Raw genomic sequence first — 26379 nt, 5'->3', positions numbered from 1 at the left:
CGACGGAGCAGAACCCCCGTCTCGGCGGCTGCGAGGTACCGCACGCCTACGCATGGACGGCCTCCTTTACTCGAACCGCCTGGGCCACACGGGGGTCCAGTACCGGATAGACCAGGTCGACGGCCAGGTTCACCAGGACGAAGGCGATGGCGGTGAGCAGGACGATGCCCTGGACCACCGGGATGTCCTGGTTCAGTACGGCGGTCTGGGTCAGACGGCCCACGCCCGCGCGGGAGAACACCGTTTCGACGATGACCGATCCGGCGAGCACCGTGCCCACCCAGACGCCCGCCACGGTCAGCGCGGGAGCGACGGCCGGGCGCAGGACGTGCCGCAATTGCACCCACCAGCGCGAGGCACCTTTGGCGAAGGCCACGTCCACGAAAGGCTGGCGCCAGGTCTGGGCGAGGCTGCTGTAGAGCACCTGGGCGATCACCGCGCCCACCGGGATTGCCAGGGTCACCGCAGGTAGCACGACACCCTGCAGCCCCGTGCCGCCGAAGGCCGGAACCACCCGCAGGCGGAAGGACAACAGCTGCAACAGCAGCAAGCCCACCCAGAAGGTGGGCGCCGAGGCGCCGATCGGAGGTAGCGCCGTCAACAAACCTCGCAGCCACCGACGTTCGGTAAAGGTCGCGGCCAGCGCCAGCGCGGTCCCGAATGCCACGGCCAGCGCCAAGGCGAACGAAGCCAGCGCAAGCGTGGAGGGCAGGGCATCGGCCAGCGCGCCGGTCACGGACTGCCCCGTACTCAGCGAACGCCCGAGATCTCCCTGCACAGCATGCGTCAGCGCCGTCCAATACTGCTGCCACACAGGCTGATCCAGCCCATACCGCGCCCGCATCTCGGCGATGGCCGCAGGATCGACGGGCGTCCCCGGCGTCGCACCGGCAGCCAGCTCCACCGGATCGCCAGGCAGCAGATACAGCACCGCAAACGTCACCGTGAATGCCGCCCACAACACCGCAACCGCCTGCAGCACACGCAGACTCACATACTTGGTCACCGCCCCACCGCCCCGGACATACCGGCCGGCCGCGCGGCCTCGACTCCCATCACCGATGCACCGCTTCCGCAATGTCAGTTGGCCGCGCGGCGCCCTCATGCTGCGCGTCGACGTCGCCCCACAATGCGGCGTCGCCCTGCGTTGCAGCATCACTCGGCGCCACCGGGGTGCCATACCGCAGCGCTCCCAGGGCTCGGCTCGGGATGCGCTGGCGGAGGGGCGGGGCCACCTCGGATTGGAACAGCTCGAGGCTTTCTCGGTGCTGATTGTCGGTGAGGCCGTCGCTGTCGGCGGAGAGGTGGATGACCTCGTGGCCGAATCGCTCGTGGTAGCGGTGCACTTTTTCCGACACCTGCTGCGGGCTGCCGATCAGGGCGGAGCTGCGTTCGGCGAAATCCTCGAGGGTGTCGAAAACGATGGGGACGCCGTGCTTTCGGGCAGTCGCCTGCCGGGCCTCGAAGATCGGGCGGTATGCCCGCAACGCGTCCTGCGAATCGCGGGTCACGTAGAAACCTGCGGTACCGGCACCGACCAGCGCGTCGGCCGGGTCGTGCCCGTAGGCGGCCCAGCGGTCCCGATAGTGTTCCACCAGTTCGGCATACGGCTCGAGGGGGTAGGTGACATTGGCCGAGAACAGCGGATCTCCGTAGCGCGCCGCGAGATCCACCGAATCGCGGCTGGTGGCGCTGCCGTGCCAGATGCGCAGCCGCGGTTGCAACGGTCGCGGCAGCGCCTTGGCATCGGTCAGGGCGGGACGGAATCGCCCGCTCCAGGTGACGCTGTCGCTGCCCCACAAGAGCCGGAACAGTTCGTAGCCTTCGCGATTGCGGTCCCACTGATCCTCGGCGGTGACATGGAACAGCTGCGCCTGCGCCGCGCCGTTGCCCTTGCCGATGATCAGCTCCAGCCGCCCGCCCGACAGATTGTCCAGCGTCGAATAGTCCTCGAAGGCGCGCACCGGATCGAGCAGGCTCAGCGTCGTGACACCGGTGAACAGCGCGATCCTCGAGGTCACGGCCGCAATGTGGCTGAGCACCACCGGCGGCGCGGAGGAGATGAACGGATCCTCGTGCCGCTCACCGACGGCGAACCCGTCGTACCCGAATTCCTCGGCGAGCCGGGCACTGTCGACCACCCGCCGCAATCGCTGGGCCGGAGATTCGACCGCGCCGGTCACGGGGTCCGGTTGATGCGTTATCAAGGTCAGCAGCAGGAACTTCATGCGGCGATCACTTTCTCGGAGGAAGGCTCAGAGCACATGCGCGAGAAACGCCTTGGTGCGCGGGTGGTCCGGGTTATCGAAAACCTGGCCGGGCGGTCCCTGCTCGATGATCTGCCCGGAGTCCATCAGCACCACGGTGTCGGCGATCTCGCGGGCGAAGCCGATCTCGTGCGTGACGATGACCAGGGTCGCGCCGTCGCGGGCCAGGTCCCGGATCACCTCCAGCACCTCGCCGACCAGCTCCGGATCCAGCGCGGAGGTGGGCTCGTCGAACAGCACCACGGCGGGACGCAGCGCCAGTGCGCGCGCGATCGCCACTCGCTGCTGCTGCCCGCCGGACAGACGGCGCGGATACTCCCCCGACTTGTCGCCCAGACCGACGCGCTCCAACAGCTCCGCCGCCTCGGCCTCGACCTCTCCCCGCGGTCGTCCCTGCGCGGAAACCGGTGCCAGCGAGACGTTTTCGAGCACGGTCAGGTGCGGGAAGAGATTGAAGTTCTGGAAGACGAAGCCGATGCGCGACCGCTGCCGCAGGATGTCCCGCTCGCTCAGCTCGTACAGCTTGGCGCCCCTGCGACGGTAACCGACCAGTTCACCGCCCACCCGCACGGATCCGGCATCGACCTTCTCCAGATGGTTGATGGTGCGCAACAGGGTCGACTTGCCCGAGCCGGACGGGCCGAGGATCACCGTCACCTCACCCGGCCGCACGGCCAGGTCGATGCCGCGCAATACCTCGTTGGGACCGAAATGCTTTCGCACTCCGCGTAATTCGACAGCGAACTCGCCGCTCTTGTCGGCCGCGACTGCCTCGCTCATCGGCGCTCCCCCGTGATTTCGGCGATCTTGCCCCGCACGCGCTGCCACGGCGTCGGCGGCAGCTCGCGCTGACTGCCCTTGGCGAAGTGCCGTTCGATGTAGTACTGGACGACGGTGAGCACCGTGGTGAGCACGATGTACCAGACCGTGGCCACCATCAGCAGCGGCACCACCCGCCCGTTGCGGCCGAAGATCACCTGTACCTGGTAGAACAGCTCGGCGATGGCCATCACCGACACGATCGAGGTGCCCTTGAACAGGCTGTTCACCTCGTTGGCCGCATTGGGCAGAATGCCGCGCATCGCCTGCGGCGCGATGATGGTGAAGAACTGTCGGCGCCACGGCAGCCCCAGCGATTTCGCCGCCTCCAGCTGACCCGGATCGACCGAGATGATCCCGGCGCGAATGATCTCCGCCGAGTAGGCCGCCTGGTGCAGCGCCAGCCCGATGACCGCCGCGGTGAAGCCACTGATCACGCCGTTGACGTCGAACGTGAGAAGGGCTGGGCCGAAAGGGATTCCGATCGACAGCCGCTGATACAGGTAGGCGATATTGAACCAGAACAGCAGCTGCACGATCAGCGGGATCGACCGGAACGCCCACACGTACACCCAGGCAATCACCTGCAGCACAGGGATTTTCGACAGCCGGGCCACCGCCAGCCAGATGCCGAGCAGGAATCCGACCAGCGTGCCCCAGAAGGTCAGCTCGACGGTCACCTTCAAGGCCTCGAGCACCGAACGGGCGGTGAAGTAGCGCGCGAACGTCGGCCAGTCCCAGCCCGGATTGGTGATCAGGCCGTGCGCGAACTGCGCCACCAGGACCAGGGCGATCGCGGCGGCCAGCCACCGCCACGGATGCCAGGTCCGCGCGACGGGCAGCGTATCCTCATCGTCCGCCGGCACCGCGCGGGTGTCGGCGGACTCGGCGGCCAGTGTGCTCATGGAAATCGCGATCCTCCATCGGTCCCGGCGGTAGCGCTGCGCGCCAGTCCTGCATTCCCCGCCTCGTGGCCCGCGTCAGTCGCATTCCCCGCCTCATGGCCCCTCGGGCCGTGAGGCGGGGATCGTCGAGCCAGGTCTTTCAACCGCTCTGGATGGGTATTCACGAACGTAAAGGAGTCTCGATCCGATGTCTGCACTCCCGATCACCGTGAATCCAACTGTTGGCAAACGGTTTTCCCGAGCGGGAACGGGAAATCCACAAACGACCGATGCCCTGTGTACACAGTTGTTCGCAATACTCTATTGTGAACACCGTTGTTCTCAGATCCGCTAGGAGATCCGCACATGAAAGACCTGACCGGCCGGAAATGCCTGATCACCGGCGCGGCCAGCGGCATCGGCCGGGCCACCGCGCTCGCCGCGGCGCGCGAGGGGGCGCACCTGGTCCTGACCGATATCGCCGAGGAGGGACTGCACGAGACGGTGCGGTCGGTCGAGGCCACGGGCGGCCGGGTACTGACGGCGCAGGCGCTCGACGTCTCCGACTACGAGGCCGTGACCGCGTGGGCCGACCGCGTGCACGCCGAACACGGCAGCCTCGACGTGGTCATGAACATCGCGGGCATCGCCACCTGGGGCACTGTGGAAAACCTCGAGCACCGGCACTGGCGCTCGATCGTCGACGTGAACCTGATGGGCCCCATCCACATCATCGAGAACTTCCTGCCGCCGATGGTGCGGGCCGGTCGCGGCGGGCATCTGGTCAACGTGTCCTCGGCCGCCGGGCTGCTGGCTCTGCCGTGGCACGCCGCCTACAGCGCCAGCAAGTTCGGGCTGCGGGGCATATCGGAGGTGCTGCGGTTCGATCTGGAGCGGCACCGCATCGGGGTGAGCCTGGTGGTGCCCGGGGCGGTGCGCACGCCGCTGGTCGGCACGGTGCAGATCATCGGCGTGGACCGCGACGATCCCAGGGTGCGCAAGTTCACCGGCCTGTTCGAGGGGCACGCGGTGACGCCGGAGAAGGTCGCCGGTCGGATCATCGCGGGCATCAAGCGCAACCGCTATCTCGTGCACACCTCCTTCGATATCCGCGTGGCCTACTGGTTCGCGCGCAAATGGGCGCTGCCCTACGAGATCGTCATGCGAATCGCGAACCGCCAGTTCAGCAGGCTGCTCGCGGATCCGGAGCGGACGTCCACGACGCCGTAACCACGGTTTTGCTTGCGCAACTGCGACATTCGTGGCTCAATCCGAATGGATGTGGCAGCTGTACCGAGCGGGGACCGCCGATGATCACTCGGAATTCGCATCGCTGGGTACCGACCGGCGAAGCGGACATGGTGGAGCTGCGCGACCCGGTGTCCGGGCGCGCGGTGCAGATCGTGCGACCCGCCTCGGACGAGTTACCCGGCGAGCTGCTCGTCGAGACCGAGGAGCTGGTGTTCCGCTGGGCGAACCTGGCCACCCAGGCCGACGCCGAGGCCGAGTTCGACGCCCGGGACGCCACAACGGTGCTGCGGACCCTGAGCTGGCTCGGCGCGCTGTGGGCGGTGGTCTGCGAGACCCGGCTGGGCAAGTCGGCCGACTGCATCATCCGCGACCTGGACTATCGCGGCGGCTGGCGGCAGATCCGCTCCGCCGACGAGGCCCGGCTGTGGGACGGGCTCACCCAGCGGGTGCGGCTGGGCGCACTGGCCGCGCTGACCGAGGACCCGCGTGCGGTGGAGGCCTATCACAGCGCGTGCACCGACCCGCCGGACGTCGGCCCGGTCCTGGTGCAGCACACCCTCATTCACCTGGATGCCTTCAGCCAGGACATGCAGCGGCACGAGCTGCACGCACAAGGCTTGGCGGCCGCGCTGGTAGCACACACCGACCCCCTACCCGCCCCGCGCCGACGGCTATGCTTCCGCCCCGCCCACCCCTACTGACGCGAGATACCCCGCCCCTCACAGGCTTTCGAGGCATCTCCTCGGAATCCACCGGCTTCACAGCGGGGCGGTGCCGAGGACTGCGCCGATCCATGCGGGGTTCACCCAGGACCAGTGGTGATCGCCCGAATCATCTACCGGCATAGACGATTCGGGCGAGCGGCGCAGGAAGCGCGGCAGGCTCGGGAGGGCGAAGGTGAGCTCGTGTGGGTCAGGCCACGCCATTGCGGGCCTCCTCGGGGTGTAGGCGCCGGAAGCGGCTGCCGTGGAAGACCAGCGGGTCGACCTCGGCACGCGTCGCCAGGCGCCGTACCCGCAGGATGACCACGTGGTGATCACCGGCGGGGACCTGGGTCTCGATCACGCCTTCCAGCCACGCGGAGGCACCGTCGACGAACACCGCATGGCCCGCTCCGTGATACAGGTCCAGATCGCGGAAGCGGTCGCCGTTGCGCGAGCTGAGCGAGCGGGCGGCGCCGTGCTGATCGGTGCCCAGCAGGCTCAGGCCCAGGTAGCTGGCCGCGGACAGGCGGGGCCACGTGGTGGAACTGTTCTGCACACAGAACGACACCAGCGGCGGATCCAGCGACACCGGAACGAAGGTGCTCACCGCCAAACCGTGTGGGGTACCACCGATTTCGGCGCAGACCGCCACGACCCCACTCGGAAAGGCGGCGAATGCTCGGCGCAGTCCGGCGCCGTCGGCGGGAATCTCGTGCAGCTCAGCCATGATTCACCAGCTCGGTCTCGGAAAAGTCGGCCACTGTTCTGCTCATGTGTCGCTCCCCAGTGTGCGCCTGATATGCGCGCCGAGCGCGGCAACCAGCGCCCGGCGCACCATCACTACAACATCATCGCCACCATGCCCGCGAGGGTTTCGATCGTCGCGATCCCATCCCACCCACGGCCACCCCCGATAGTCCCCCACAAGCCCCTGCGCCACAGGCGTATTCGACGCCCCACCCCCGCCGGTCACCTCGTCCGTCCGGGTTGACCGCCCGGACCGACCCCGCCCGTGCACGGCATCACGGACGGGGTCGGTGTCCCCCGGCACACCTCTGCCGGGTCTTCCCCACCTACTTCGCCGGCGCCGGAACGAACGGCTGGTTGACGGTGGATAAGTTCGTTTAGGGGTGGTTGCGGCGTACGCTGGGGTTATGCCGTTGAATCCCAAGGATTTTCCCGATTTGGAAGCGACTTTGTACGGTCGCAACTCGCAAGACAAGAAGAAGGGTCTGTCGGTACCGCAGCAGCTGCGATGGGGCCGCGACGAGTGCGGCCGGTTCGGCTGGACGGTAGGCCGGGTGATCTCCGACCCCGATATCGGCGCGACCCGCCACACGGTGAAGCAGCGCCCCGGATACAAGGAGCTGGTTGCCGAACTGTCGACGCCGACGCGAAGCGGGAAACCGCGTGTGCTGGTGACTCGTTCGTCGTCGCGGGCGAGCCGCCAGTTGCTGGACTTCGCGATCTTGCGGGAGTTGTGCGCGAAACTGCATGTGTACTGGTATTCCGGCGGCCAACTGTATGACCTGGACAACCCGACCGATCGGCGAATCCTGGCGCAGGAAGCGGTCGATAACGAGTATCAGCCGGAGCAGAACCGGTTCGATTCGATGCAGCAGCTCGAACGCAACTTCTTGGACGGCAAGCCGCACGGCAAGGAGGCGTTCGGCTACGAGATCGTCTACAAGCGCGGCAAGGCGGTAGACCGGATTCCGAGCCCGCAGAAGGGGCCGATCGTGCGTGAGATGGCAAGGCTCGCTTTGCAATCGCGATCCAGCAAGACCGTCGCCCGGTGGTTGACCAGTGAGCGGGTGCCGATTCCGAGCGCGGACATGGGTTTGCCGTGCCGGAGGTGTTCGAAGACCGAGGGCCGCCGGGTGTTGAAAGCGGTGGACCGTCGCACCTGCCTGTGCGACAAGGCATGGATGACCGAGTGGGATCACGTCATGGTTCGGGGTGTCCTGACGTGCCACACGATCGCGGGATTGCGGGCCCACAAGGACAAAGCCACAGGCACCGTGACGACGACGCCCGCGACGTGGGAGCCGTTGATCTCGCTGGAGGACTTCGACGAGTTGCAGGCGATGTTCTCCGACCCGAAGCGGTTGGCGATCGGGCAGCAGGGCAGCGCCCCGAAGTGGCTGCTGTCGGGTATCCCGGGGTGCGGGAAATGTGGTGGGTCGGTGAAATCGCGGTCCGGGGGCCGACGCGACCGGGCCGGGCATCTGCGACCGCGCAACTACGAGTGTGAGAACCAGTGCGTATGCCGCCGCGCCGAGCCCCTGGACGATCTGATCGAGGAGACGGTACTGCGGAAGCTGGAAGACCCGGGCCTGTTGGTGGCCTTGTCGCGATCGGATGCCGACGCGGCCGCCGCGCAGGCCGAGGCGAAAGCGTTGCGCGACACCTACGACAAGTGGGTTGCCGAAGCGATCGCGGCCGAGCTGTCGCCGCTGGAGATCAAGCAGTACAAGGACCGCAAGCTGCCCGCGATCAAGGACGCCGAGGCCCGCGCCCAGGCGGCCATTCCGATGCCGCACGTGGTGGCCGCAGCAGGGCCAGACGCTCGCGCGAAGTGGCACGACGATCAGGTCACGCCGTTGGAGGCGAAGCGGCGGATCATCCGGTCGTTGCTGTCGATCACGATTCACCCGACCGGCGGGAAACGCACCGGATACGGCACGCCCGCCAGCCCGGAACTGATCGATGTTGCCCCATTGGTGGCCTAGCTGGCCCGATCTACACCGCCGGAGTTGTCGTCGCGGGCGTAGCCACCGTTCCACCAGTACCGCAGTACCGACAGCTGCCACTCGGTAAGCGGCCCGGACAGCCGTTCCTGGGTCTTGTCCAGCCATTCCAGCTCTTCCGGAGTCCACTCCCGCCGCCGTCGTCTCGGTGCGGCCGTCATCGCGGTTCCCCCGGTTCCCCGGTTGCCGAACAACATTGCGGCCCTGACCCGCCGCCGTCATCCGCTTCGGGCGGGTATTGCGCCGCCGCCATGGCCCGGTCGTATTCGGCTTGCCATGCAATGCGTTCCGCGATTGCCGACATCAGCAGATGCGCCCGCGACGGAACCCGGGTACCCGGGGCGAGGGTCGACCAGGTGTAGCGACGCGGGTCGGGTTCGGGTTTGTCGATCCCGCCCGCAGCGAGCACGCGGCGCACGAAGTCCATGCGGTCGGCCTTGTGATCACCGAGCGTCTTGCCCGTCCATCGTTCCGAGGTCAGTACCCGGTTGCCCGGCAGCCCAAGAGTTTCGCGGCGATGGGCGCGAGCCTTACACCGGCCGGGTTGCATCCGTGACCCCGCACCCTTGGGCACGATGCCGTACAGCAGCCACACCGCGCACCGGTCCGAACACGGTGTGCGGCACAGTGTTTCGTGCAGGCGGTCGTAATGATCGTGCTGGCGGGCGGTGGTAGCCTCCACGACCTCATCCACCGACTTGGTCAGGTACTTGCACAGATACCCGATATGCCGCTTCGCTTCCTCGCTACCGCCCAAAATGCCCTTCGCGTGCACCTGGGTGCCGAAGCGTGCCACGTGTGCCGGTTCGTCGTCATCGAAGGTGGCTTCCATCGCGTCGGCCCACGCCTGTAACGGTTCTCGCGTGTGCGGGTCCACGAACGTCTTGGTGTCGCGGTCCCACAGAGGGACCTGGGAACCGTCCGGGTCGTAGATGAGGCGGTCGGGGTGTGGCCACCACACTTGGTGGTAGGTCGCGGCGGTGACTTGCCGGAGTATCCGTTTGGGGACTGTCCCGCGGATCGCGATATGCACATGCGGCGCACCCCGCCGTTGCGGTTCCACGGTGGCGAAATATTGAATATTCCAACCGACGGCGCGGCGCAGGTTCTGAATCCAGCGCGACAGCAGCCGGGAGAACCAGATCGCATCCCACGCCGCCCGCTGGTAGTCGTAGCTGTCCGGGTCGGTGGGGGTGCCGTCGTCGCGGTGGACGTGTCCGTAGCTGGGCAGCGTGAGCGTGATCATCATCGAGGGCTTGTACTTGCCCGCGTACTCCCGGCCCAGGGTGCGATCCGACACCGGCAGACGCGGCAACTCCGGCACATCCTCCCGTCGCCGAGTCGACCGCCGCCGGGGCTCATCCTCATCGGCCTCACCAGCGCTGTTCTCCACGTCGTCGGTATCGGTATCGGTGTCGGTCCCGGCGGCCAGGGCGTCTGTGTCGATTTCCGGGGGCTTTCCGCGCATCCCGAGTTCGGTGAGTTCCTTGTCGGCCCAAGCGATTTCGGCGCGCAGTTCCGTCACTTCGTCGGTGTCACCGTTGTGTTCTGCTTCGGTGAGTGCCTTCACCAGGTCCGACCGGTAGTACATGAGCCCGGTCTGGTCGAACGTCGGTTGTGGGCGCGGGATCTCGGGTTCGTGGTCGAGGTGCCAGCCTTCCCGGCATTGCGCGAGCCGTAGCGCTTTGTGCTTGGTGGCGCATGGTGCGCAGACGGATTCGCGGGTGTGCCCGCACGGCACCGGCACCAGTTCGCGTGCTCCGGTCTCGGTGTCGCGGCGTTCCAGCACCACCGGCCGGATACATACCCCGTACCGCAGCGCGGTAGCGACGGCTACATGATCGAACGACGGCCCCCGCCCCGCCGCATCCTGTTCGGACATTGTTGAAAGCTCCTGTCGGACAGTCGGAACCGACTCACGACAGGAGCGAACATGTGGAGCACGCGCCCGAGATGTGGGGCACGCCTGCGATTCCGGCAGCCCGCCATGAGTCCATGGACGAGAAATCAACCGCCGGAACAGAATTGAGGTTCGTGTGACACCGCCGACTCGGTGCCTCGGGGCGCTGTATCGCGCAGGGCCGCAAAGATTGTGTGTCTGATGATGTTGGTCGCGGCATTTTCCACAGTACGCCCCATCCGGACCGGTGGGGCGTACCGCGTGTATGGGGTGGGGGTTATCGGTTGCGGCTCTTGCCGTTCCGGTCCGGGTTGTCGCTGTAGAGGTGTTCATCGAGGTCGATCACGACCGGTTCGCCGGGCACCTGGTCACCGTGGTAGCGGCGTGGTGGCCGGTAGGTGTTGATGATCCAGCGGATATCGTCGTCGGTCACGTGGAACGCCCGGACCCGCTCGATATCGGCCCGCTGTTCTTCGGCTTCGCTGCGTTCGTCGTCGCCCGGATCGGCGGCCGGGGTGATCTGCACATACCCCACGCCGGGAGTCTTGAGCGAGATGAGATCGGCCAGCCCGCCCCGCTCCCGCGCCGAGTCCCCGAGCACCATGCCGACCTGTGTTTTCTCCCGCACCCGTAAAGCCGCACGAACAGGAAATAACTGTCTGAGACGGATGACCTCCTTACTGGGATCTTGGGCGTATCCGTGCACGACGACAGCGGCGGCGCGTCCCATGGTGAGGATCAAGCCGAGGAGCCGTTCGATTTCGTCTTTGACCTTCTTGTCGGCGTAGTACTCGGTCAGCGACGCCGCCTCATCGATGATCAGCAGAATCATCGGTTCCTCCGGCGTGGGGTAGACCTTGCGGGCCTTGCCCCGGATGCGGGCCATGCGCGCCAGCAACACCCGCGCCGCCTCCCGCAGCAACTCGAGCGCGCCCGTGGTGTTGTCGTAGGCGAACCGGTCGAACCAGCCCATCCCGAACCCGAACTCCGCGCCGCCTTTCGGGTCGATCACCCACACCACCACCGAACCCTCCGCGATCAACGGGCCGACCGCAGCGATCGCCGACCACGCCACCGATCCTTTCCCCGCACCCGTTGCGCCGCCGCACAGGAAATGCGTGCCCAGCAGTTCCAGCTGCCACGGTTGCGCGAGCTGGGTCGTGCCGACCGTCACCGCCTCCAGGTCAACCGTTCTCGCGTCCACGACCACGCGGGGGAGTGGGATGGGTTTGCGGAGAATATCGGTGTGGATCACCTCCAGGCGGACGCGCCCCGATTCGCTGTGGCGGACCCGTAATCCGATGGCACGGAACGAATGCCGCAGCTTCTCCGCATGCCTTTCCCAGGTCTCGACTTCCTGCCCGTCGAGCATAGCGACGTCGACCACGTCGACTATCCGGCCGACCCGGATGCTCACCACGGGCGGGGTCAGTACCCGTTCGTCCAGCTGTGCGGTGAGGCCCTGCAGCGCCATTACCGACCGCCACCGGCGGTTGTAGCGGTACCACCGCCAATACCGTTGCCGCATCCGGCCGGTCACCCACCGCTCGAACGAGGCGGGCCACCGCATCCGCCACACCGCCCACCCCAGCACCACACCGGCACCGGCCGCCGCCCCGTACGGCCAGCCCTGCCACCAGCCCAACGCGACCGCGCCCGCGACCGGTAATGACAGCATCGGGAACAACACCGACCACCACACCGCCAGCAGCAACCCGACCCCGAGTTTGCCGAGCAGTTCCACCACCATTATCGAGAACTCGCCGAACGTGTCGTTGGGCGGCCGTTTCTGATAGTCCGAAGAACGAACCATGATCAGTACCAGAACCTTTCCATCAGGTTCATTTCGAAAAGTCTTGTCCTGCAACCGAATTGCAGGAAGAAGGAGCGAGAGGGAGGAGGGGCGGGCACGACCGGTTTACCGCCGATCGTGCCCGCCGCCCTACGCCCGGAAATGGGGCGAATCAGCCCGCGTTCTTGCCCGACGCGGGACCAGCCGCCGCGCCGCCGGACCGGCCGCCCGTACCCGGAGCAGGAGCGAAACCGGTTGCCCGGACCGTCTTGTCGAGGTACTTGAACTCGTTCTGCCCGGCGATGCGGGGCTGCACGGTCACACCCTCGAGGACCACCGGGCGAAGCCCCGGCCGAATCTCTTCGGTCGTCGGTACCGGCTCGGTATCCGCCAGCAGGATCACGTCATACGACGCCCGCCGGGGGTTGGGTTCATTCGGGTCCATCACCGCCATTCGCCACATCAGCAGACCCGTCACGGGATCGCGCTTCTGGGCCCCGACCTTGTTGGGGTCATTGGTGTATTCCGTATCCGGGCGAATCGGCCTGATCTGAATCACACCCTGTTCGAAATACTCATCGAACGTCGTCTTGAACCGAAAATCCTTCCGGGTATTGATTGGATCGTTACCACGTTCTCCAGCCATTACGGCCAACTCCTTTTATGTGTGATCATCTTTGCTTTGCAGATGCTTCTGACCAGCACAAACAGGAGAACTGCGGTCCAGTCTGGCAGTGACCCCGGACCCATCCGGGACGCGCTAGTCATCTCGCGCCCTCCGCCCCGCAACACCTGGGCAGATGACGCTGAACGCGCGTATGTACTACTCTGGACACAGCAGAACTCCGTTTCTGCTACGAAAGGGGACTCCGCAGGTAGGGCCGGAACCCGAAATCCTGGGGAGTTTTTTCGTTCACGCTGTCCCCTCGGTCGCACCCGGGGGGACAGCCAACGAAAACGTCAGACCATCACTGAATCCACCTCACTCGTCTCGCCTCACCTCCTCTCTGTTCGTGCTCGACGCCACCCATCATCACTGCGACCCCGCGCGGACGGGGACCAAGGCACACGCCAGGTGTGACCTCGCCCCGCCCAACGCCAAGGCGCAGCGCGACGCCACGCGTGCATCCACGCGGATCTACATGCTGAAATGCCCCATCCAACACACAGCACCGGAGTTCGCGGGGCCGCGATCGTGCCGAGAAACCATCGTCGACACGGAACAATCACTCCGGACGCCAGCACGAGACGGGATCACACCTCGGTGCGATCTTCCCTCCGACCGCCTCGCTCAAGCGCAAGGGACCCACCAGATTCCTACTGAATCCTTCCTGCTAGCCCGACAATCCGACCAGTCCCTTACCCTCCATCATCCCGTCAAACAAGCCCCCGTCAAGATCCAACCTGGGTACATTTTGTGCGGTACCAGCAGACCCGCACGTTCAGTGCAGGAATCTCCTGGCGTGTCAGAATTGACAAACACGGAGTTGCCTGATTTCGGCCACGTCGATCGTATGTCAGTCTGCCCAAGGCCACCCGATGTCCGTCGACAGCTTGACCCGGCACCAGGGCGGGTTCAGGGTTGGATATGGCGAACGGCCTCCTCCGAAAGTTCTTCGGAGAGAGGCCGTTTCGTATGCGCGTAGGTCCTGCCAAGGTTCTAAGTGGGGCGGTTGTACCCACCTTCCGACATTTCGGCCGTGAAGGCATCCCACTCGGCCGGGGTGAAGACCAATGCGCCGCCAGCTGGGTTCTTGCTGTCCCGCACACCGACGTGACCGGCGTCCAGCCATGCCACCTCTACGCACTCCTTGTCACTAGCGCTGCGGCTGGACTTGAACCATCTTGCGCCAGACACATCAATGCTCACTTTACATATCTCCCTTGCTATTTCCCCGAGTGCGCCTTCGCCATCTTTCTCAGAAAGTCTCTTGACTTAACGTCATCCATCGCTTTTTCACTCAGGATGTCGTACATTTCCCGGAACCTCTTCACGTCGCCTTCTTCCTCGAAAAACATAGTACCAACTGGACTTTCGGTATAGACAATAGGGGGCTCGGCGCTTCCGCGACTCTGTGGGAAGTCCAAGACGATGAACGGAGTGAGAGGCGCTCCTACCGGGAACCCGGCACTGTGCTGAAGAATTCGAATCACGATATTCTCTCGCGTGCTCAAATCAGCGAGATGCCGCATCTGATCAGCCATGATCTGCCGCGATCCCACCAACGTTCGCAACAGCGATTCGTGCAAGACGAATTCAGCGTGCACGGGTTTGGTCTGCCGCGTAATGATGCTCGCTCGACGCATCCGAAGCGCAACTCGTCTGTCGATCTCCTCCGGTGTCTCGGGCACGTAGAACGATTCCCCGAGCGATCTCGCGTAATCTGCTGTCTGAAGCAGGCCGGGAACGATGAGGGATTGAAAGAACCGAAGATGGTTGGCCGAAGCTTCCAGGTCAACATAGGTATCGAAGCCCGGTGCCATCAGGTCTCGATCACCCTGCCACCATGACTTCGTGCTCGCTTGCTCCGCTAGCGACTTCAGATGCTCGACCTTCTCCGGCGGCAACTCATAGAAGCTGCAGATGTACTCGATCTCCCGCGGCTTCACCCTCACGTTCTGCCCCAGCTCCAGCCGTGACAACGTGGACTTTCCGATGTCCAGAGCCTCCGAGACCTGCTGGAGGGTGTAGCCGAGCGCATCACGCGCTTCTCGTAACGCCTTCCCAAGCTGCCGCCTAGGCAACGTCGTACCGCCTGAACCCTCTCGCTGTCTCGGCATCTCCGCTCTCTCCTACCCGAGGTCTTAGTCTCCCACGATTCCCGCGTTCCGACTTGCGGATTTCCCGACTCGGGAATCGTAAGCAGGGATTCCCGGGAACCGTGCTGGGCGTTTGCGGCAACTAATGTCAAGTTCCCGAGTCGGGATTCCCGACATAGCCTTCCCGTAGCAACATACCGGCATGAGCCAGGAACGCGGAAGCCTCACCGTAGCCCAAGCTCGAGCGTTGCGGGCTCTGGACTTCGGAGGGGTGCTCACCGAACGGCAGATCAAGGCCGCTGCGAAGCTCACCAAATGGGAGGTTCGCCGAGTAGTTGCACACCTTCATGATCGAGGACTGATCGCGCGCAGCGGGAACACCGACCGCTTTCTGATCACACGACTTGGTCGAAACACGTTGGCTACCAAGCCATTCACCTACGGGAACCTGCAAACGTCAGGGCGCTTATCGAGTAGGCGCGGTGGTGTCGCGTGAGCGAGCACACCACCGAGGTCGACGGACTGCAAGCAACGTGGCGACTGGAGAGGCATCGGATAGAAATCATGAACGTACACAACGAATCTCACTCGGTCGACGTGACCTTCGCCCCTGGCACCGACCTAGCGACCGCCCGGGAGCGTCGCCCGAAGTGGACGCAGCTATGGAACCGGATACGTCATGAATTCTGGCTGGAGTACACGCCATCGCCTCGGCGCAACTCGGCACAGCACATCGTGCGGTGGTGCTGATGGCACAGCCGGACGAACATCGGTACTACACGCAGTGGGCGATCGTGACCACCGGAGGTTCCTGCGGGAAACACGACGGCGGATCGTGCCCGGTCGCGGCGTGGGGACCCTACAGCCTCCGTGAAGCCGAGGACACCATCGCTACTGTCCCGGTCGGCCACAGTCCCCATATCGTTCCCTTCTGGCCACGCGGCCCCGAGTTCAACACAGTCGGGCAGCCCTCGCGGGGTGCCGACACGAACGTGATCGGAATGCCCGACCGACGGGACGACCGGTGACCCTGATCCTGGTGTCCCGCTGGGAAGTACGCCCATCCGACACCGAACTCGATGTCCTGTGCTGCCTCGCGCGGTTCACCCGGGCCGTGTCCATCCCTCAACTGACCCGCGGGCAGCTCACCATCTCCGCCGCGAAGGCGTTGCGCCGGTTGGCTGAACGCGGCTTCGTGAAAACCGGTGTCGCACACCGCAACGGCCGCGCCGAACCGGTCTGGTGGCTCACGAACGACGGCCGCCTACTCCATGATCAATTGAACCAAACACGGTAGCTCACAAGGTATTTCACACACAGATCCCTTCAGAACGACACGGGAGGCACATCAGCCGATATGGGAAACTCCGACTACCACATGCGAGCCCCCCAAAGCCAAGACGCGGCGATGCGGACGCCGGAGAGGGGCACGCTGTGATCCCTTGGCCACCCCTGCGCCGCGCCGTCCTCGACGCGATGAAGGACGGGCACCCCCACCGATCTGACGGACTCGCCAAGCAGTTGAACCGGTCGCGTACCAGTGACGTGAAAGCCGCGTTGAACTGGCTGACCCGAAACGGATACGCCACCGAGGAAGCAGGCGGCAACAGCGTCGAGCGCCCGACATATCGGCTCACCGCTAACGGGCTTCAGCATGCCAGCAACCTCGATGCCGGATACGGGTGGCATCCTGAGAACCTGTCCGCGCCCGGGCGGCCACCGATCGCGACCCGCTACTACGACAACCGCGACGGAGCCCCGGTACTGCTCGAGATCGACCGTCCGTTCCGCGATGACCGCAATGATTGCTGGACCTGCTTCTTCCATATCGCCGGTCTCGGTCGTGCACCGGAACCGTTCGACGGATTCGGTATCGGAGACGACTCCCTCGAAGCCCTCGTCTACGCGCTGCAAGTCGCCGAGTCCGTTCTGACCGATCCCCGGCTGGACCCACCCGTCACCCTGCACGGCCAGCCCGATATCCGTCTCCCCGAAAACCCCCGCAAGCCGTTGTGCCGATCCGGTCGTCCGCACCTCGAACCGGAAACAGCAACCTGAAATGGCCACCACTACAAAGCCTTTCGGCGGGCATCTACACAACTACACGTGTTGGTGTGGTGGGTGCTTGGTCTGGCGCGCTCACCATGATGCGCCGGTTTCCCTGTCCGACACCGACCCACCCGAGGGGGCAAGCCACACCAATGCCCGGTGGGCGTACCGCCACGCCTACGAAGCAATCCGGATTCACGAACACTGCCTGGTCGGGTTCTGCGGCACGGTCACCGTCGCATGGATCTCCATCAACAGTGGCCGGGCAGGACAAATGCGCGCCTACGAAGTGCGAGCCGCCAACCGATCCGCCCGGACCAGCCGGGCACTCAAAGCCGTTGCCACACAAGCAAGATCAACGGAGACGAAGCCGCCGCCCAAACGCGCCCGGATCGGCATCCGGGCATGGCTACGGGACAACGGTCACCCGATCACGAACTTCGGCCGCATCCCGAAACACCTCGAGCAGCTCTGGGACGAAGCACACCCGCCTCCCTGAATACGCCACGGCCGACCAGAACACTTCTGAGACTCGCCATCTGCACTCAAATCCGTTCCACCGCAACAGGTTCCATGTCAATCGAATCCAACATCCCACCAACACGCCAAGGACACCGATGCGAAATAGTCGTTACCCGGACCGCCATGTGCACGGAGCTACCAGGTTTGTTACATTCACCCCATCCGTGTCGGGTGGTCGAAAGGGTGGGGATGCGCCGAATCAAACTGGTGATAGCCGGAGCGGCCGTCCTGTCGGCACTCGTAGCGTCGGGTGGATGCATGGATAACCAGCCATCCGACAAGACCAGCAGCAGCACCCCCGCACCCGCACTGTTCAACCCGTGCACGAGCATCCAAGATGATGCTCTCCTCGCTGCGGGAGTGGACCCCGCCACGAAGGACACCGGCATTGCTGGCGTCCATCAGTCCGGGTGGGAGATCTGCGGATGGATGGGCCAGCAGTACTCGATCACCGTGTACTCATCCGCGCGCACCGTGGCCGATTACGAGAAACGGTCCGACTACCGCGACTTCCGCGATGTGACGATCGCCGGTCGCACTGGCCGACAGTTCCGAAACCAACCCGGCGGAGCGAGCGATCTCGCGTGCGACGTGGTCTTTCCGGCGGCTCAGGGAACGATTCAGATCGGGCTACTCAACAAGGCAAGCGCGGACAATCCACCCGAACCGTGCGCGGCGTTGAAACAGGCCGCCGAAGCCTTGATCTCGCACCTGCCGAAGTAGGACACATCGACCGGACCGGAGGGGGCCACGCGTGAGCGCCGAGGATGTAGCGAAGTGGCAGAAGCTCGCCGAGCAAGCGCGAGCAGGCGAGGTCTACCTCGATGATGAGGCAGTGGCCCGGGAATGTCTCAAGGCGTGTGGGGATCGGATCACCAGTCTGGAGCAGATGCTCGCGCAAGTATTTCGAACGAAAACGGTGTCCGGTTTCGGTGATTTCGTGATGGCCGACGATCTCGCCAAGAAGTTCATCGAGCAAGGCGTCGACGTCGAGGAATCGATCCGGCAGGAAATCGAGACCGTGAAGAATATGCAGGAAGTCATGCGTCTGTCGGTGTCGAAGCTGGTCGGTCAGGACGTGGACAACGCAGGCAACATCAAGGGAACGGCTTAGCCCGTACTTTCGAACCCTGGGGTTCGTGCTGTCCGCTCCTGCCCGTGCCGAATTCGGCAGCCCACGCCCGGAACTCTGCGGCGGGGGTGCCTGCCGGGGTGCGTCGCGGATCGGGCGGGCTGACCGGTCAGTCTCGCGTAATCTGTTGTGCCACAGTCTTGATGACCCCTGTAGCAGCAGGAAATAGAGGATTCCGAATAGAAAAAATAGAAAGGGGGAGAAGAAAAAACGGAATCCAGAAGGAAAGAACTTGCCGAATTTCCCTCTACAGAATCAAGAGCGGCGCGCTTCGCGCGCCGCCCGGTGCGCCCGCCCTCCCGCTCCGCTCCCGGGCGGGCACCCCGGCGCAGGACCAGGGTGGGGGACCGAACTACCACAACGGAACCGACCCATCGCCACCAGTCCCGAAGTGCTGCCGCACCCCTCCGGGGCTTGCCACTGGATGTCAAGTGGGGCACTGGATGTTGGACACGACCCGTAGATGACGTACAGCCGCAGATCCCGCAGCTAGGGTGATCTCGTTACTGAAATGCGCTCTGCGAGGAACACGAATCCAGCCATGAAGCGTAAGGGGATCGATGAATATCCGATTGGCATCGGCAGCGATGTGTGGCTTGGTTGCGGCATTTGCTTTCTCAGGGACATGCGCCGCAACAGAATTGAGCCACGAGATAGCAGTAGCGGTCAACCGCACGGGTGCACCGAACGATCAGTCCTGCCCCCGGACAGCCCAAGGAGATAAGCAGGTTCGGAATAGGCACGGCAAGTGTCAAGAGGCTGCAGCCGAGTGTCGGTCACGAAATACCGACGGATATTACACGCAGCAGGGCCACTTCAGCTACGACAGGACCAGAGAACTTTGCCGCTCCTCAGGGTCTGCACCCCGTTACGCCCCAGGGTCACCAAGGTGATAACACCAGGGACGTTCCTCACAAATCGCAACCAGGTTCGCTCCTGCTGACCCGCCCCATGTTCACCATCCCTCACCGGCCCAAGGTAGGGATCAACTGTGCGGTTCGGCGACGGACGACGCCTCCGGTGCCGTGCGAACTATGCTGTCCGGCACCGGAGGCACAACCTGTGGGAAGGATCACATCGTACGCAAACCTGCTGATCAGGCCGTCTCGTTCTCTGGTTTCCGCAGGTCAGATCACTTCCCCGGGAAAGGCGAATTGATCGTGGTGAAGTATTGGGCCGCGGCCAGAATCGCGACCGGGGCGGTGACCAGGATCTGGCCCGCGAGGGTGCCCAGGGCGCCGATGGCGACGATGCCGCCGAGGCAGCCGACCACCGCGGCGGGGACGAACGGGCCGAACATGCCGACGATGGTGGCCGCGGCCACGGTCGCACCCGCGATACCGCCCAGCACGCACCCCACGGCGCCACCGGCGATCCCGCCGACCAGCGTTCCGATCGTGGCGCCCGCGCTGATGGTGCTGGTCATGCGGGTCCAGGCGGCCAGTTCGCGGTCATAGGGGGTCTTGAACGGCGCCACGTCCTCGTACGGCAGCGCCACGGGCTGGTAGACGGCGTGACCGAGGTCGAACTGCGGGGTCAGGGTCGCCGTGCGGTCGTGGATCTCCGCGGCGATCGGGAATACGAAATCATCCACACGGAACGACAATTCGGTCCCGGCGACGGTAGTGCCGTCCGCCGCCTTGATCTTGAATACCCCGTTGTCCACATCCAGGGATCCGGCATCGGTCGAGATGATCGTGGACTTGTCCGTGCTCGTCGCCTTGTAGTCGACGGCGCCCGCATCGCCGGGCGGCGCCGCACCGGCGGTACCGGTGGCTATCCCCAGGGCGGTGGTCAGCAGGGCGGCAACCACCGCGAATTTCCTCATCTTCACAAGCGTGTCCCTCATCATCAGGCTGCGGCGCATCCGCTGCAGTGCGTAGGTAGGTGGCGGATTCGCCGGAACTGCCGCTGCGGCACGGGCCGGGCAGCGACTGGCCGCAAGTCTCAGGGAACTCACAGCGACCTGTCAGGTGTAAGAACCAGGCAGATTTCAACCGGTGACCCGGCGCCGCGCCACGGGCACCATCGGATTCTGGGCTGCCGACCGCTCGGCACCGCCGACACAGTCCACCACCACTGCACGAGGTTTTCGCTTGTCTTCACTCGCCCTGCGGTCGACGCCCGTCCGACTACCGCGACTGCCCCACGCGCGCTGGGTGCGCCTGGTCAGCCCGGTGCTGCTCATCGCGCTCTGGCAACTGGCCAGCGCCACCGGTGTCCTGCCGGAACGGCTGCTGGCCGCGCCGACCGCCGTGGTCGACACCGCGATCGAACTCGTCCGCGACGGCACACTGCCGCAGGCGATCTCGGTGTCGCTGCAGCGTGCGGCGATCGGATTCGCCATCGGCGCGGCGATCGGCATCGGGCTGGCCGTGCTCGCCGGGCTCAGCCTGCTCGGTGAGTACATCGTCGATCCGCCGATGCAGATGCTGCGGACGCTGCCGTTCTACGGCCTGATCCCGCTGTTCATCCTGTGGTTCGGCATCGGTGAGCTGCCCAAGATCGTGCTGGTGGCCTTCGGCGTCGCGATCCCGCTGTACCTCAACACCTTCGCCGGGATCCGCAGCGTGGACGGCAAACTCGCCGAGGTCGCGCGGGTGCAGCAGTTGTCCAGGCTCGGGACGATCGGGCATATCGTGCTGCCCGGCGCGCTCCCTCAGACCCTGGTCGGCCTGCGGCAGTCGCTGGGCGTGGCCTGGCTCGCGCTGATCGTCGCCGAACAGGTCAATGCCGATGCGGGCCTGGGCTTTCTGATCAACGACGCGCGCGAATTCCTGCGCACGGATGTCATCGTCGTCGGGCTCCTCGTCTACAGCGTGCTGGGCCTGCTCACGGATGCCGTGGTGCGGCTGATCGAAAGGAGGGCGCTCGCATGGCGACGCGGATTCTTGGGGAACTGAAGCAAGGGCCGGAGGCGCAGGATGCCACCGCGGCACCGGCCGCCGCGCCGGTCGATGCCACATCCACGATCGACGATGCCGAGCCTCTGCACGACGAGCAGCTCGATCCGGTCAGCGAGCTCGGCGGCAACGTCGCCCGAATTCGCAAGCTGACCAAGGCTTTCGGCGAGCGCACGATCCTCGACGGCATCGATCTCGATATCGCCCGCGGCGAATTCGTCGCCCTGCTCGGGCGCAGCGGCACCGGCAAGTCGACGCTGTTGCGCGCGCTGGCCGGGCTCGATCGCGACCACGCCGGGGAGTTGACGGTCTCCGGCGATGTCGCCGTCGCCTTCCAGGAGCCCCGCTTGGTGCCGTGGAAACGCGTGCACGCCAACGTGACCCTGGGCCTGCGGCGCCGCGACCCGAAGGCGGCCGCGCGCGACGCACTCGCCGAGGTCGGGCTGGCCGAACGCGCCGACGCCTGGCCGCTGACCCTGTCCGGCGGCGAGGCGCAGCGCGCGTCGCTGGCCCGGGCGCTGGTCCGCGATCCGGATCTGTTGCTTCTCGACGAGCCGTTCAGCGCCCTGGATGCGTTGACCCGCATCACGATTCACGCCCTCGTGCTCGAGCTGTGGAAACGGCATCGGCCCGGCGTGCTGCTGGTGACCCACGACGTCGACGAGGCGCTGCTGCTGGCCGACCGGGCCCTGGTGCTGGCCGACGGCGGCATCGCCGACGAGATCCGCATCGACCTGCCCCGCCCGCGCCGCCGCGACGATCCCCGCTTCGCCGGGCTGCGACAGGACCTGCTCACCCAACTCGGGGTGGCCGCCGAAGGAACAGAAGGAACAGCATGATCACCCGCCGCCTCTTCGCCGCCGTAGCCCTCACCGCGGTGGTCGCGACCGCCTGCGGCACCGACGACGGCAAGGATGCGGCGGTGCGGCCCGACGGCACCGTCGACCTGCCACAGGTGACGCTGCGGGTCGGCGACCAGAAGGGCACCGCGCTGCAGGCGCTGCTGGAGTCCTCCGGTGAACTGCAGTCGGTGCCGTACAAGATCGAGTGGTCGCAGTACACCGCGGGTGTGCCGATGCTGGAGGCGATCAATTCCGGCGCAGTCGATTTCGGCGGGGTCGGCAACTCTCCGCCGGTGTTCTCCGCGGCCGCCAAGTCCTCGATCAAGATCGTCACCGGTTACTACGCGGGCGTCGCCGGGCAGGCGGTCGTGGTGCCCAAGGACTCCCCGCTGCGCAGCCCGGGCGACCTGCGCGGCAAGAAGATCGCGGTCACCAAGGGCAGTTCGGCGCATCACCAGCTGCTGACGGTGCTGACCCGGAACGGACTGTCGTTCAAAGACATCGAACCGCAGTACCTCCAGCCCGCCGATGCGCTCGCCGCGCTCAGCACCGGTCGCGTGGACGCCTGGGCCATCTGGGATCCCTACACCGCCCAGGCACAGCAGCAGGCGAACGCGCGGATCCTGGTCGACGGCGACGGCTACGTCAACGGCGATTCCTTCTACGTCGCGGGGAACAAGGCGCTCGACAGCAAGTCGCGGTCCGCGGCGCTGCGCGACCTGATCGCCCGCATCCGGCGGGCGCACACCTGGGTGAACGAGCACCCCGAACAGTGGGCGCAGGTCTTCGCACAGCAGACCGGCCTGGCACCCGATGTGGCCCTGCTCTCGGTGACCCGCAACAAGTATCGCGATCACCCACTCGACGACGCCACCATCGACGGCGAACAGCAGGTCGCCGACGCCTTCTCCGAGGCCGGGCTGATTCCGCGCGAGGTGCGGATCCGCGACTACGTCGACACCCGCTTCAACGACCTCTTCCCCGCGTCCTCCTGAACCACGGCCTCCTGAAGGGAGCAGTTCGAATGACCCTGTCCTTCCACTGGTTTCTGCCGACCTACGGCGATTCCCGCAACCTGGTAGCGGGCGGGCACGGCACCGCGATGTCGGGCGACCGGCCCGCGTCGCTGCGCTATCTGAACCAGATCTCCGGTGCCGCAGAGGAAAACGGCTTCGAGGGCGTGCTCACCCCGACCGGACTGTGGTGCGAGGACGCCTGGCTGACCACGGCCATGCTCGCGGAAACCACCGTGACGCTGAAGTTTCTGGTGGCGTTCCGGCCGGGCCTGATCAGCCCGACGCTGGCCGCGCAGATGGCGGGCACCTTCCAGCGGCACTCCCGCGGCAGGCTGCTGTTGAACGTCGTGACCGGCGGCGAGCCGCACGAGCAGCGGGCCTTCGGCGACTTCCTGGACAAGGACGAGCGCTACCGGCGCACCGGGGAATTTCTGCATGTCGTGCGCGAGCTGTGGCAGTCCTACGAGCCGATCACCTTCGAGGGCAAGCACATTCACGTCCGCGACGCGCTGTTGAACAATCGCCCCGACCCGATCCCGCCGATCTTCTTCGGCGGCTCCTCGCAGGCGGCCGGGCCGGTGGCGGCGCAATACGCCGATACCTACCTCACCTGGGGTGAGCCGCTGTTCGCGGTGAGCAAGAAGCTGGAGTGGATCCGCCGCCTGGCCGTCGACCAGGGGCGCAAGCTCAGCTACGGCCTGCGCATCCACGTCATCACCCGCGATACCTCCGAGCAGGCCTGGGCCGAGGCGGACCGATTGCTGGAGGCGGTCGACCCGGCCGATATCGAACGCGTGCAACAGAGTCTGGCCCGCAGCGAATCCGAGGGACAGCGCCGCATGCTCGAACTGCACAGCGGTTCCACCGAACGCCTGGAGATCGCGCCGAACCTGTGGGCGGGCGTGGGCCTGGTCCGCGGCGGCGCGGGCACGGCGCTGGTCGGCTCGCACGAGGAGGTCGCCGAGCGGCTGATCGAATACTCGCGCCTGGGCATCGACCACTTCATCCTCTCCGGCTACCCACACGTCGAGGAGGCGTACTGGTTCGGCGAGGGCGTCCTGCCGATCCTGCGCCGCAAGGGCCTGTGGAAGCACCCGTCGCAGCGTGAGACCGCGCCCGTGGCAACACCTTTCGCCTCCGCCGCAAGTAGCAGCTGACGGCCCGCTCAGCCCTTCTTCGCTGCCGCCTTCGCCTGCTTCTTGAATTCCCTTACCTGTGAGAGGGATTCGGCGTCGGTGACGTCGGCTACCGAGCGGTGTGAGCCCTCGTCGCCGTATGCCCCGGCGGCCTCGCGCCAGCCCGCTAGCTGCACGCCGCGCTGTTTACCCAGCAGTGCCAGGAAGATCCGGGCCTTCTGGTCGCCGAAGCCGGGCAGCGCCTTGAGGCGTTTCAGCACCTCTTTGCCGTCCGGATCGCCCTCGGTCCACAGGTTCTCGACCTTGCCGTCGTAGTTCTCGACGACGAAGCGGGCCAGGTCCTGCACGCGGCGCGCCATCGATCGCCCGTAGCGGTGGATGGCGGGCGGCGTGGCGCCCAGCTCCTCGAACTCCTCCGGGTCCGCCTCGGCGATCCGGCGGATATCGAATCCGCCCATCCGGTCGGCGAGCTTCTGCGGCCCGCGGAACGCGTGCTCCATCGGGAACTGCTGATCCAGCAGCATCCCCGTCAGCAGCGCGAAGTTGTCGGTCGACAGCAGCTTGTCCGCCTCCGGGTCCTGCGCGAGGCACAGCTTTCGGCTCACCATGGACCGATCATCCCATCTCGCTCCGGCGGCCGGCGACGCGCCGGGCAACCCGGGGTCGAGTGGCGTATCTCACATGCGTACCGGCCCGTAGCTTTTCCCCGCGCATAGAGTGTCGACATGCCTGACACTCTGGCTACACCCACAGTGGCAACGGTGCCGACAGACAGAACGGCAATACACATGGCGCCTTCACACAGCACCTCCGGGCTGCGTCCGGACCGTTTCGACCGGGACGGTCAGGACCAGCTCATCGACGTCCGCGATCTGCGGGCGGCACTTCCCGGAATCCGGCGACTGCGGCGCTGGGCCCACGAGGCCCTGGCGGTACGGCCCGGCGAGAGCGCGGTCGATATCGGATCCGGCAGCGGCTCCGAAGTGCTGGCGTTCGCCGACGCGGTCGGACCGGACGGAACCGCGGTCGGCGTGGAGCCCGATCCGGACCTGCTCACCGCGGCCGAACGCCGGGCGGGCCAGGCCGGATCCGCCGCCCGGTTCCTGCCCGGCGACGCCTACAACCTGCCGGTGAGCAGCGACAGCTTCGACGTCGCCCTGTGCGAGCGGGTCTTCCAGCACCTGACCGCGCCGCAGCGCGCCGTCGGCGAGATCGCACGCGTGCTGCGGCCGGGCGGCCGGGTCGTGGTGATGGACAGCGACTGGGGCACGGCGATCGTGCATCCGGGCGACCGGCACGTGGTGCAGCAGGTGATCGAGACCCTGATCAGCAGCACCACGGATCCGTTCGCGGGCCGCCGACTGCCCGGGCTGCTCACCCAGGCCGGTCTGGTGATCGACGATTTCGGTTCGCACGCTCTGGTCCAGGAACACAGCATGGGCGCCGGTGCGCTGGTCGCGCGGGTATCCGCGATGGCGGTGGCGCGCGGGGCGATCACGGAACAGCAGCGGGAACAGTTGCTCGCCGATCTGGAGGCAGGCGCCCGCACCGGAGACATCCACCTGTCGGTCACGATCTTCGCGGTGCTCGCCCACAAGCCGGAGTAGGTCCCCGATAAACAGAGTCGCCGCCGTTGTCTCCAACGGCGGCGA

The 26379-nt window shown here is 65.8% G+C and carries 26 protein-coding genes; 12 read left to right on the top strand and 14 right to left on the bottom strand.

What is annotated here, in order from left to right:
• Positions 1 to 46: 46 nt before the first annotated feature.
• From NM1_RS24280 to NM1_RS24265, 4 genes are read right to left on the bottom strand one after another with little or no spacing between them, the layout of a single operon-like run.
• Complete coding sequence (locus NM1_RS24280; RefSeq protein WP_068024088.1) at positions 47 to 1006, bottom strand: ABC transporter permease; 960 nt, start codon at positions 1004 to 1006, stop codon at positions 47 to 49.
• Between the two features lie 49 nt (positions 1007 to 1055).
• Positions 1056 to 2228, bottom strand: a complete 1173-nt coding sequence (locus NM1_RS24275) for an LLM class flavin-dependent oxidoreductase (protein ID WP_084519981.1) — start codon at positions 2226 to 2228, stop codon at positions 1056 to 1058.
• Between the two features lie 27 nt (positions 2229 to 2255).
• Positions 2256 to 3047 carry an amino acid ABC transporter ATP-binding protein gene (locus NM1_RS24270; protein WP_068024086.1) on the bottom strand — a complete coding sequence of 264 codons (792 nt, stop codon included), beginning with the start codon at positions 3045 to 3047 and terminating at the stop codon, positions 2256 to 2258.
• Positions 3044 to 3991 (bottom strand): amino acid ABC transporter permease, encoded by a 948-nt coding sequence (locus NM1_RS24265; RefSeq protein ID WP_068024083.1) that lies wholly within the window; start codon positions 3989 to 3991, stop codon positions 3044 to 3046. The genes NM1_RS24270 and NM1_RS24265 overlap by 4 nt, the downstream gene beginning before the upstream one ends.
• Before the next feature lie 345 nt (positions 3992 to 4336).
• Between NM1_RS24265 and NM1_RS24260 the strand changes: the two genes are divergently transcribed.
• On the top strand, positions 4337 to 5200 hold the full coding sequence (locus tag NM1_RS24260) for an SDR family oxidoreductase (protein ID WP_068024080.1): 864 nt from the start codon (positions 4337 to 4339) through the stop codon (positions 5198 to 5200).
• Positions 5201 to 5280: 80 nt separating this feature from the next.
• Complete coding sequence (locus tag NM1_RS24255; protein WP_068024077.1) at positions 5281 to 5922, top strand: hypothetical protein; 642 nt, start codon at positions 5281 to 5283, stop codon at positions 5920 to 5922.
• A 57-nt stretch (positions 5923 to 5979) separates the two neighbouring features.
• Here the strand turns inward: NM1_RS24255 and NM1_RS42485 are convergent, their stop codons facing one another.
• Together NM1_RS42485 and NM1_RS24250 are read right to left on the bottom strand one after the other, a co-directional pair.
• Positions 5980 to 6147, bottom strand: coding sequence for a hypothetical protein (locus NM1_RS42485; RefSeq protein ID WP_157124002.1), 168 nt, complete (start codon positions 6145 to 6147; stop codon positions 5980 to 5982).
• The gene (locus tag NM1_RS24250; RefSeq protein ID WP_068024074.1) at positions 6134 to 6652 is read right to left on the bottom strand and encodes a flavin reductase family protein; all 519 of its coding nucleotides are present in this window, start codon (positions 6650 to 6652) and stop codon (positions 6134 to 6136) included. Before NM1_RS24250 ends, NM1_RS42485 begins: the two co-directional genes overlap by 14 nt.
• A gap of 457 nt (positions 6653 to 7109) precedes the next feature.
• Between NM1_RS24250 and NM1_RS24245 the strand changes: the two genes are divergently transcribed.
• The gene (locus NM1_RS24245; protein WP_169814321.1) at positions 7110 to 8657 is read left to right on the top strand and encodes a recombinase family protein; all 1548 of its coding nucleotides are present in this window, start codon (positions 7110 to 7112) and stop codon (positions 8655 to 8657) included.
• On the opposite strand, the gene NM1_RS24240 is transcribed toward NM1_RS24245, so the two are convergent.
• The 6 genes from NM1_RS24240 to NM1_RS24220 all read right to left on the bottom strand — a co-directional run bounded on the left by NM1_RS24240 (position 8654) and on the right by NM1_RS24220 (position 15148).
• Positions 8654 to 8836: a hypothetical protein gene (locus tag NM1_RS24240; protein WP_068024068.1), complete on the bottom strand. Its 183-nt coding sequence runs from the start codon at positions 8834 to 8836 to the stop codon at positions 8654 to 8656. The two genes, NM1_RS24245 and NM1_RS24240, sit on opposite strands and share 4 nt — an antisense overlap.
• A complete protein-coding gene (locus tag NM1_RS24235; RefSeq protein ID WP_068024066.1) occupies positions 8833 to 10557 on the bottom strand; it encodes a replication initiator in 1725 nt (574 codons plus the stop codon). The genes NM1_RS24240 and NM1_RS24235 overlap by 4 nt, the downstream gene beginning before the upstream one ends.
• Before the next feature lie 295 nt (positions 10558 to 10852).
• Positions 10853 to 12388, bottom strand: a complete 1536-nt coding sequence (locus NM1_RS24230; RefSeq protein WP_068024063.1) for a P-loop NTPase family protein — start codon at positions 12386 to 12388, stop codon at positions 10853 to 10855.
• Positions 12389 to 12539: 151 nt separating this feature from the next.
• A complete protein-coding gene (locus NM1_RS24225; RefSeq protein ID WP_068024059.1) occupies positions 12540 to 13013 on the bottom strand; it encodes a hypothetical protein in 474 nt (157 codons plus the stop codon).
• 1014 nt (positions 13014 to 14027) lie between these two features.
• Positions 14028 to 14225, bottom strand: coding sequence for a DUF397 domain-containing protein (locus NM1_RS41445; protein ID WP_307719333.1), 198 nt, complete (start codon positions 14223 to 14225; stop codon positions 14028 to 14030).
• Positions 14226 to 14254: 29 nt separating this feature from the next.
• The gene (locus NM1_RS24220; RefSeq protein WP_068024055.1) at positions 14255 to 15148 is read right to left on the bottom strand and encodes a helix-turn-helix domain-containing protein; all 894 of its coding nucleotides are present in this window, start codon (positions 15146 to 15148) and stop codon (positions 14255 to 14257) included.
• Positions 15149 to 16151: 1003 nt separating this feature from the next.
• On the opposite strand from NM1_RS24220, the gene NM1_RS24210 reads away from it, so the two are divergent.
• The 4 genes from NM1_RS24210 (at position 16152) to NM1_RS24195 (ending at position 18812) form a co-directional block, all read left to right on the top strand.
• Positions 16152 to 16424 carry a hypothetical protein gene (locus tag NM1_RS24210; RefSeq protein WP_068024051.1) on the top strand — a complete coding sequence of 91 codons (273 nt, stop codon included), beginning with the start codon at positions 16152 to 16154 and terminating at the stop codon, positions 16422 to 16424.
• A 137-nt stretch (positions 16425 to 16561) separates the two neighbouring features.
• Complete coding sequence (locus NM1_RS24205) at positions 16562 to 17185, top strand: DUF6968 family protein (protein ID WP_147289123.1); 624 nt, start codon at positions 16562 to 16564, stop codon at positions 17183 to 17185.
• Between the two features lie 771 nt (positions 17186 to 17956).
• A complete protein-coding gene (locus NM1_RS24200; protein WP_246011667.1) occupies positions 17957 to 18421 on the top strand; it encodes a DUF3558 domain-containing protein in 465 nt (154 codons plus the stop codon).
• A gap of 31 nt (positions 18422 to 18452) precedes the next feature.
• Positions 18453 to 18812: a hypothetical protein gene (locus NM1_RS24195; protein WP_068024044.1), complete on the top strand. Its 360-nt coding sequence runs from the start codon at positions 18453 to 18455 to the stop codon at positions 18810 to 18812.
• 1150 nt (positions 18813 to 19962) lie between these two features.
• On the opposite strand, the gene NM1_RS24190 is transcribed toward NM1_RS24195, so the two are convergent.
• Positions 19963 to 20664 (bottom strand): DUF8020 domain-containing protein, encoded by a 702-nt coding sequence (locus NM1_RS24190; RefSeq protein ID WP_068024259.1) that lies wholly within the window; start codon positions 20662 to 20664, stop codon positions 19963 to 19965.
• Positions 20665 to 20926: 262 nt separating this feature from the next.
• Between NM1_RS24190 and NM1_RS24185 the strand changes: the two genes are divergently transcribed.
• From NM1_RS24185 to NM1_RS24170, 4 genes are read left to right on the top strand one after another with little or no spacing between them, the layout of a single operon-like run.
• Positions 20927 to 21733, top strand: a complete 807-nt coding sequence (locus NM1_RS24185) for an ABC transporter permease (RefSeq protein WP_084519991.1) — start codon at positions 20927 to 20929, stop codon at positions 21731 to 21733.
• On the top strand, positions 21706 to 22572 hold the full coding sequence (locus NM1_RS24180) for an ABC transporter ATP-binding protein (protein WP_084519979.1): 867 nt from the start codon (positions 21706 to 21708) through the stop codon (positions 22570 to 22572). The genes NM1_RS24185 and NM1_RS24180 overlap by 28 nt, the downstream gene beginning before the upstream one ends.
• Positions 22569 to 23570, top strand: a complete 1002-nt coding sequence (locus NM1_RS24175) for an ABC transporter substrate-binding protein (RefSeq protein WP_068024041.1) — start codon at positions 22569 to 22571, stop codon at positions 23568 to 23570. The genes NM1_RS24180 and NM1_RS24175 overlap by 4 nt, the downstream gene beginning before the upstream one ends.
• 29 nt (positions 23571 to 23599) lie before the next feature.
• On the top strand, positions 23600 to 24748 hold the full coding sequence (locus tag NM1_RS24170; RefSeq protein ID WP_068024038.1) for an LLM class flavin-dependent oxidoreductase: 1149 nt from the start codon (positions 23600 to 23602) through the stop codon (positions 24746 to 24748).
• 8 nt (positions 24749 to 24756) lie between these two features.
• Here NM1_RS24170 and NM1_RS24165 read toward each other — a convergent pair whose 3' ends face one another.
• Positions 24757 to 25332 (bottom strand): HhH-GPD-type base excision DNA repair protein, encoded by a 576-nt coding sequence (locus NM1_RS24165; protein WP_068024250.1) that lies wholly within the window; start codon positions 25330 to 25332, stop codon positions 24757 to 24759.
• Between the two features lie 183 nt (positions 25333 to 25515).
• Here NM1_RS24165 and NM1_RS24160 point away from each other — a divergent pair, with 183 nt between their 5' ends.
• Entirely contained in the window at positions 25516 to 26334 is an 819-nt protein-coding gene (locus NM1_RS24160) for a methyltransferase domain-containing protein (protein ID WP_068024035.1), read from the top strand.
• The last annotated feature ends 45 nt before the right edge of the window (positions 26335 to 26379 follow it).

Source organism: Nocardia mexicana NBRC 108244 (genome assembly GCF_001613165.1).
Classification (GTDB): Bacteria; Actinomycetota; Actinomycetes; order Mycobacteriales; family Mycobacteriaceae; genus Nocardia; species Nocardia mexicana.
This window is presented reverse-complemented; position numbering and strand designations above follow the sequence as displayed.

Bases quoted from the DNA above. Each gene is read 5' to 3' on its own strand.
- NM1_RS24170 (WP_068024038.1), top strand. From the start codon at position 23,600: ATGACCCTGTCCTTCCACTGGTTTCTGCCGACCTACGGCGATTCCCGC.
- NM1_RS24250 (WP_068024074.1), bottom strand. From the start codon at position 6,652: ATGGCTGAGCTGCACGAGATTCCCGCCGACGGCGCCGGACTGCGCCGA.
- NM1_RS24255 (WP_068024077.1), top strand. From the start codon at position 5,281: ATGATCACTCGGAATTCGCATCGCTGGGTACCGACCGGCGAAGCGGAC.
- NM1_RS42485 (WP_157124002.1), bottom strand. From the start codon at position 6,147: ATGGCGTGGCCTGACCCACACGAGCTCACCTTCGCCCTCCCGAGCCTG.
- NM1_RS24160 (WP_068024035.1), top strand. From the start codon at position 25,516: ATGGCGCCTTCACACAGCACCTCCGGGCTGCGTCCGGACCGTTTCGAC.
- NM1_RS24265 (WP_068024083.1), bottom strand. From the start codon at position 3,991: ATGAGCACACTGGCCGCCGAGTCCGCCGACACCCGCGCGGTGCCGGCG.
- NM1_RS24175 (WP_068024041.1), top strand. From the start codon at position 22,569: ATGATCACCCGCCGCCTCTTCGCCGCCGTAGCCCTCACCGCGGTGGTC.
- NM1_RS24235 (WP_068024066.1), bottom strand. From the start codon at position 10,557: ATGTCCGAACAGGATGCGGCGGGGCGGGGGCCGTCGTTCGATCATGTA.
- NM1_RS24260 (WP_068024080.1), top strand. From the start codon at position 4,337: ATGAAAGACCTGACCGGCCGGAAATGCCTGATCACCGGCGCGGCCAGC.
- NM1_RS24275 (WP_084519981.1), bottom strand. From the start codon at position 2,228: ATGAAGTTCCTGCTGCTGACCTTGATAACGCATCAACCGGACCCCGTG.
- NM1_RS24220 (WP_068024055.1), bottom strand. From the start codon at position 15,148: ATGCCGAGACAGCGAGAGGGTTCAGGCGGTACGACGTTGCCTAGGCGG.
- NM1_RS24240 (WP_068024068.1), bottom strand. From the start codon at position 8,836: ATGACGGCCGCACCGAGACGACGGCGGCGGGAGTGGACTCCGGAAGAG.
- NM1_RS24230 (WP_068024063.1), bottom strand. From the start codon at position 12,388: ATGGTTCGTTCTTCGGACTATCAGAAACGGCCGCCCAACGACACGTTC.
- NM1_RS24200 (WP_246011667.1), top strand. From the start codon at position 17,957: ATGGATAACCAGCCATCCGACAAGACCAGCAGCAGCACCCCCGCACCC.
- NM1_RS24225 (WP_068024059.1), bottom strand. From the start codon at position 13,013: ATGGCTGGAGAACGTGGTAACGATCCAATCAATACCCGGAAGGATTTT.
- NM1_RS24270 (WP_068024086.1), bottom strand. From the start codon at position 3,047: ATGAGCGAGGCAGTCGCGGCCGACAAGAGCGGCGAGTTCGCTGTCGAA.
- NM1_RS24180 (WP_084519979.1), top strand. From the start codon at position 21,706: ATGGCGACGCGGATTCTTGGGGAACTGAAGCAAGGGCCGGAGGCGCAG.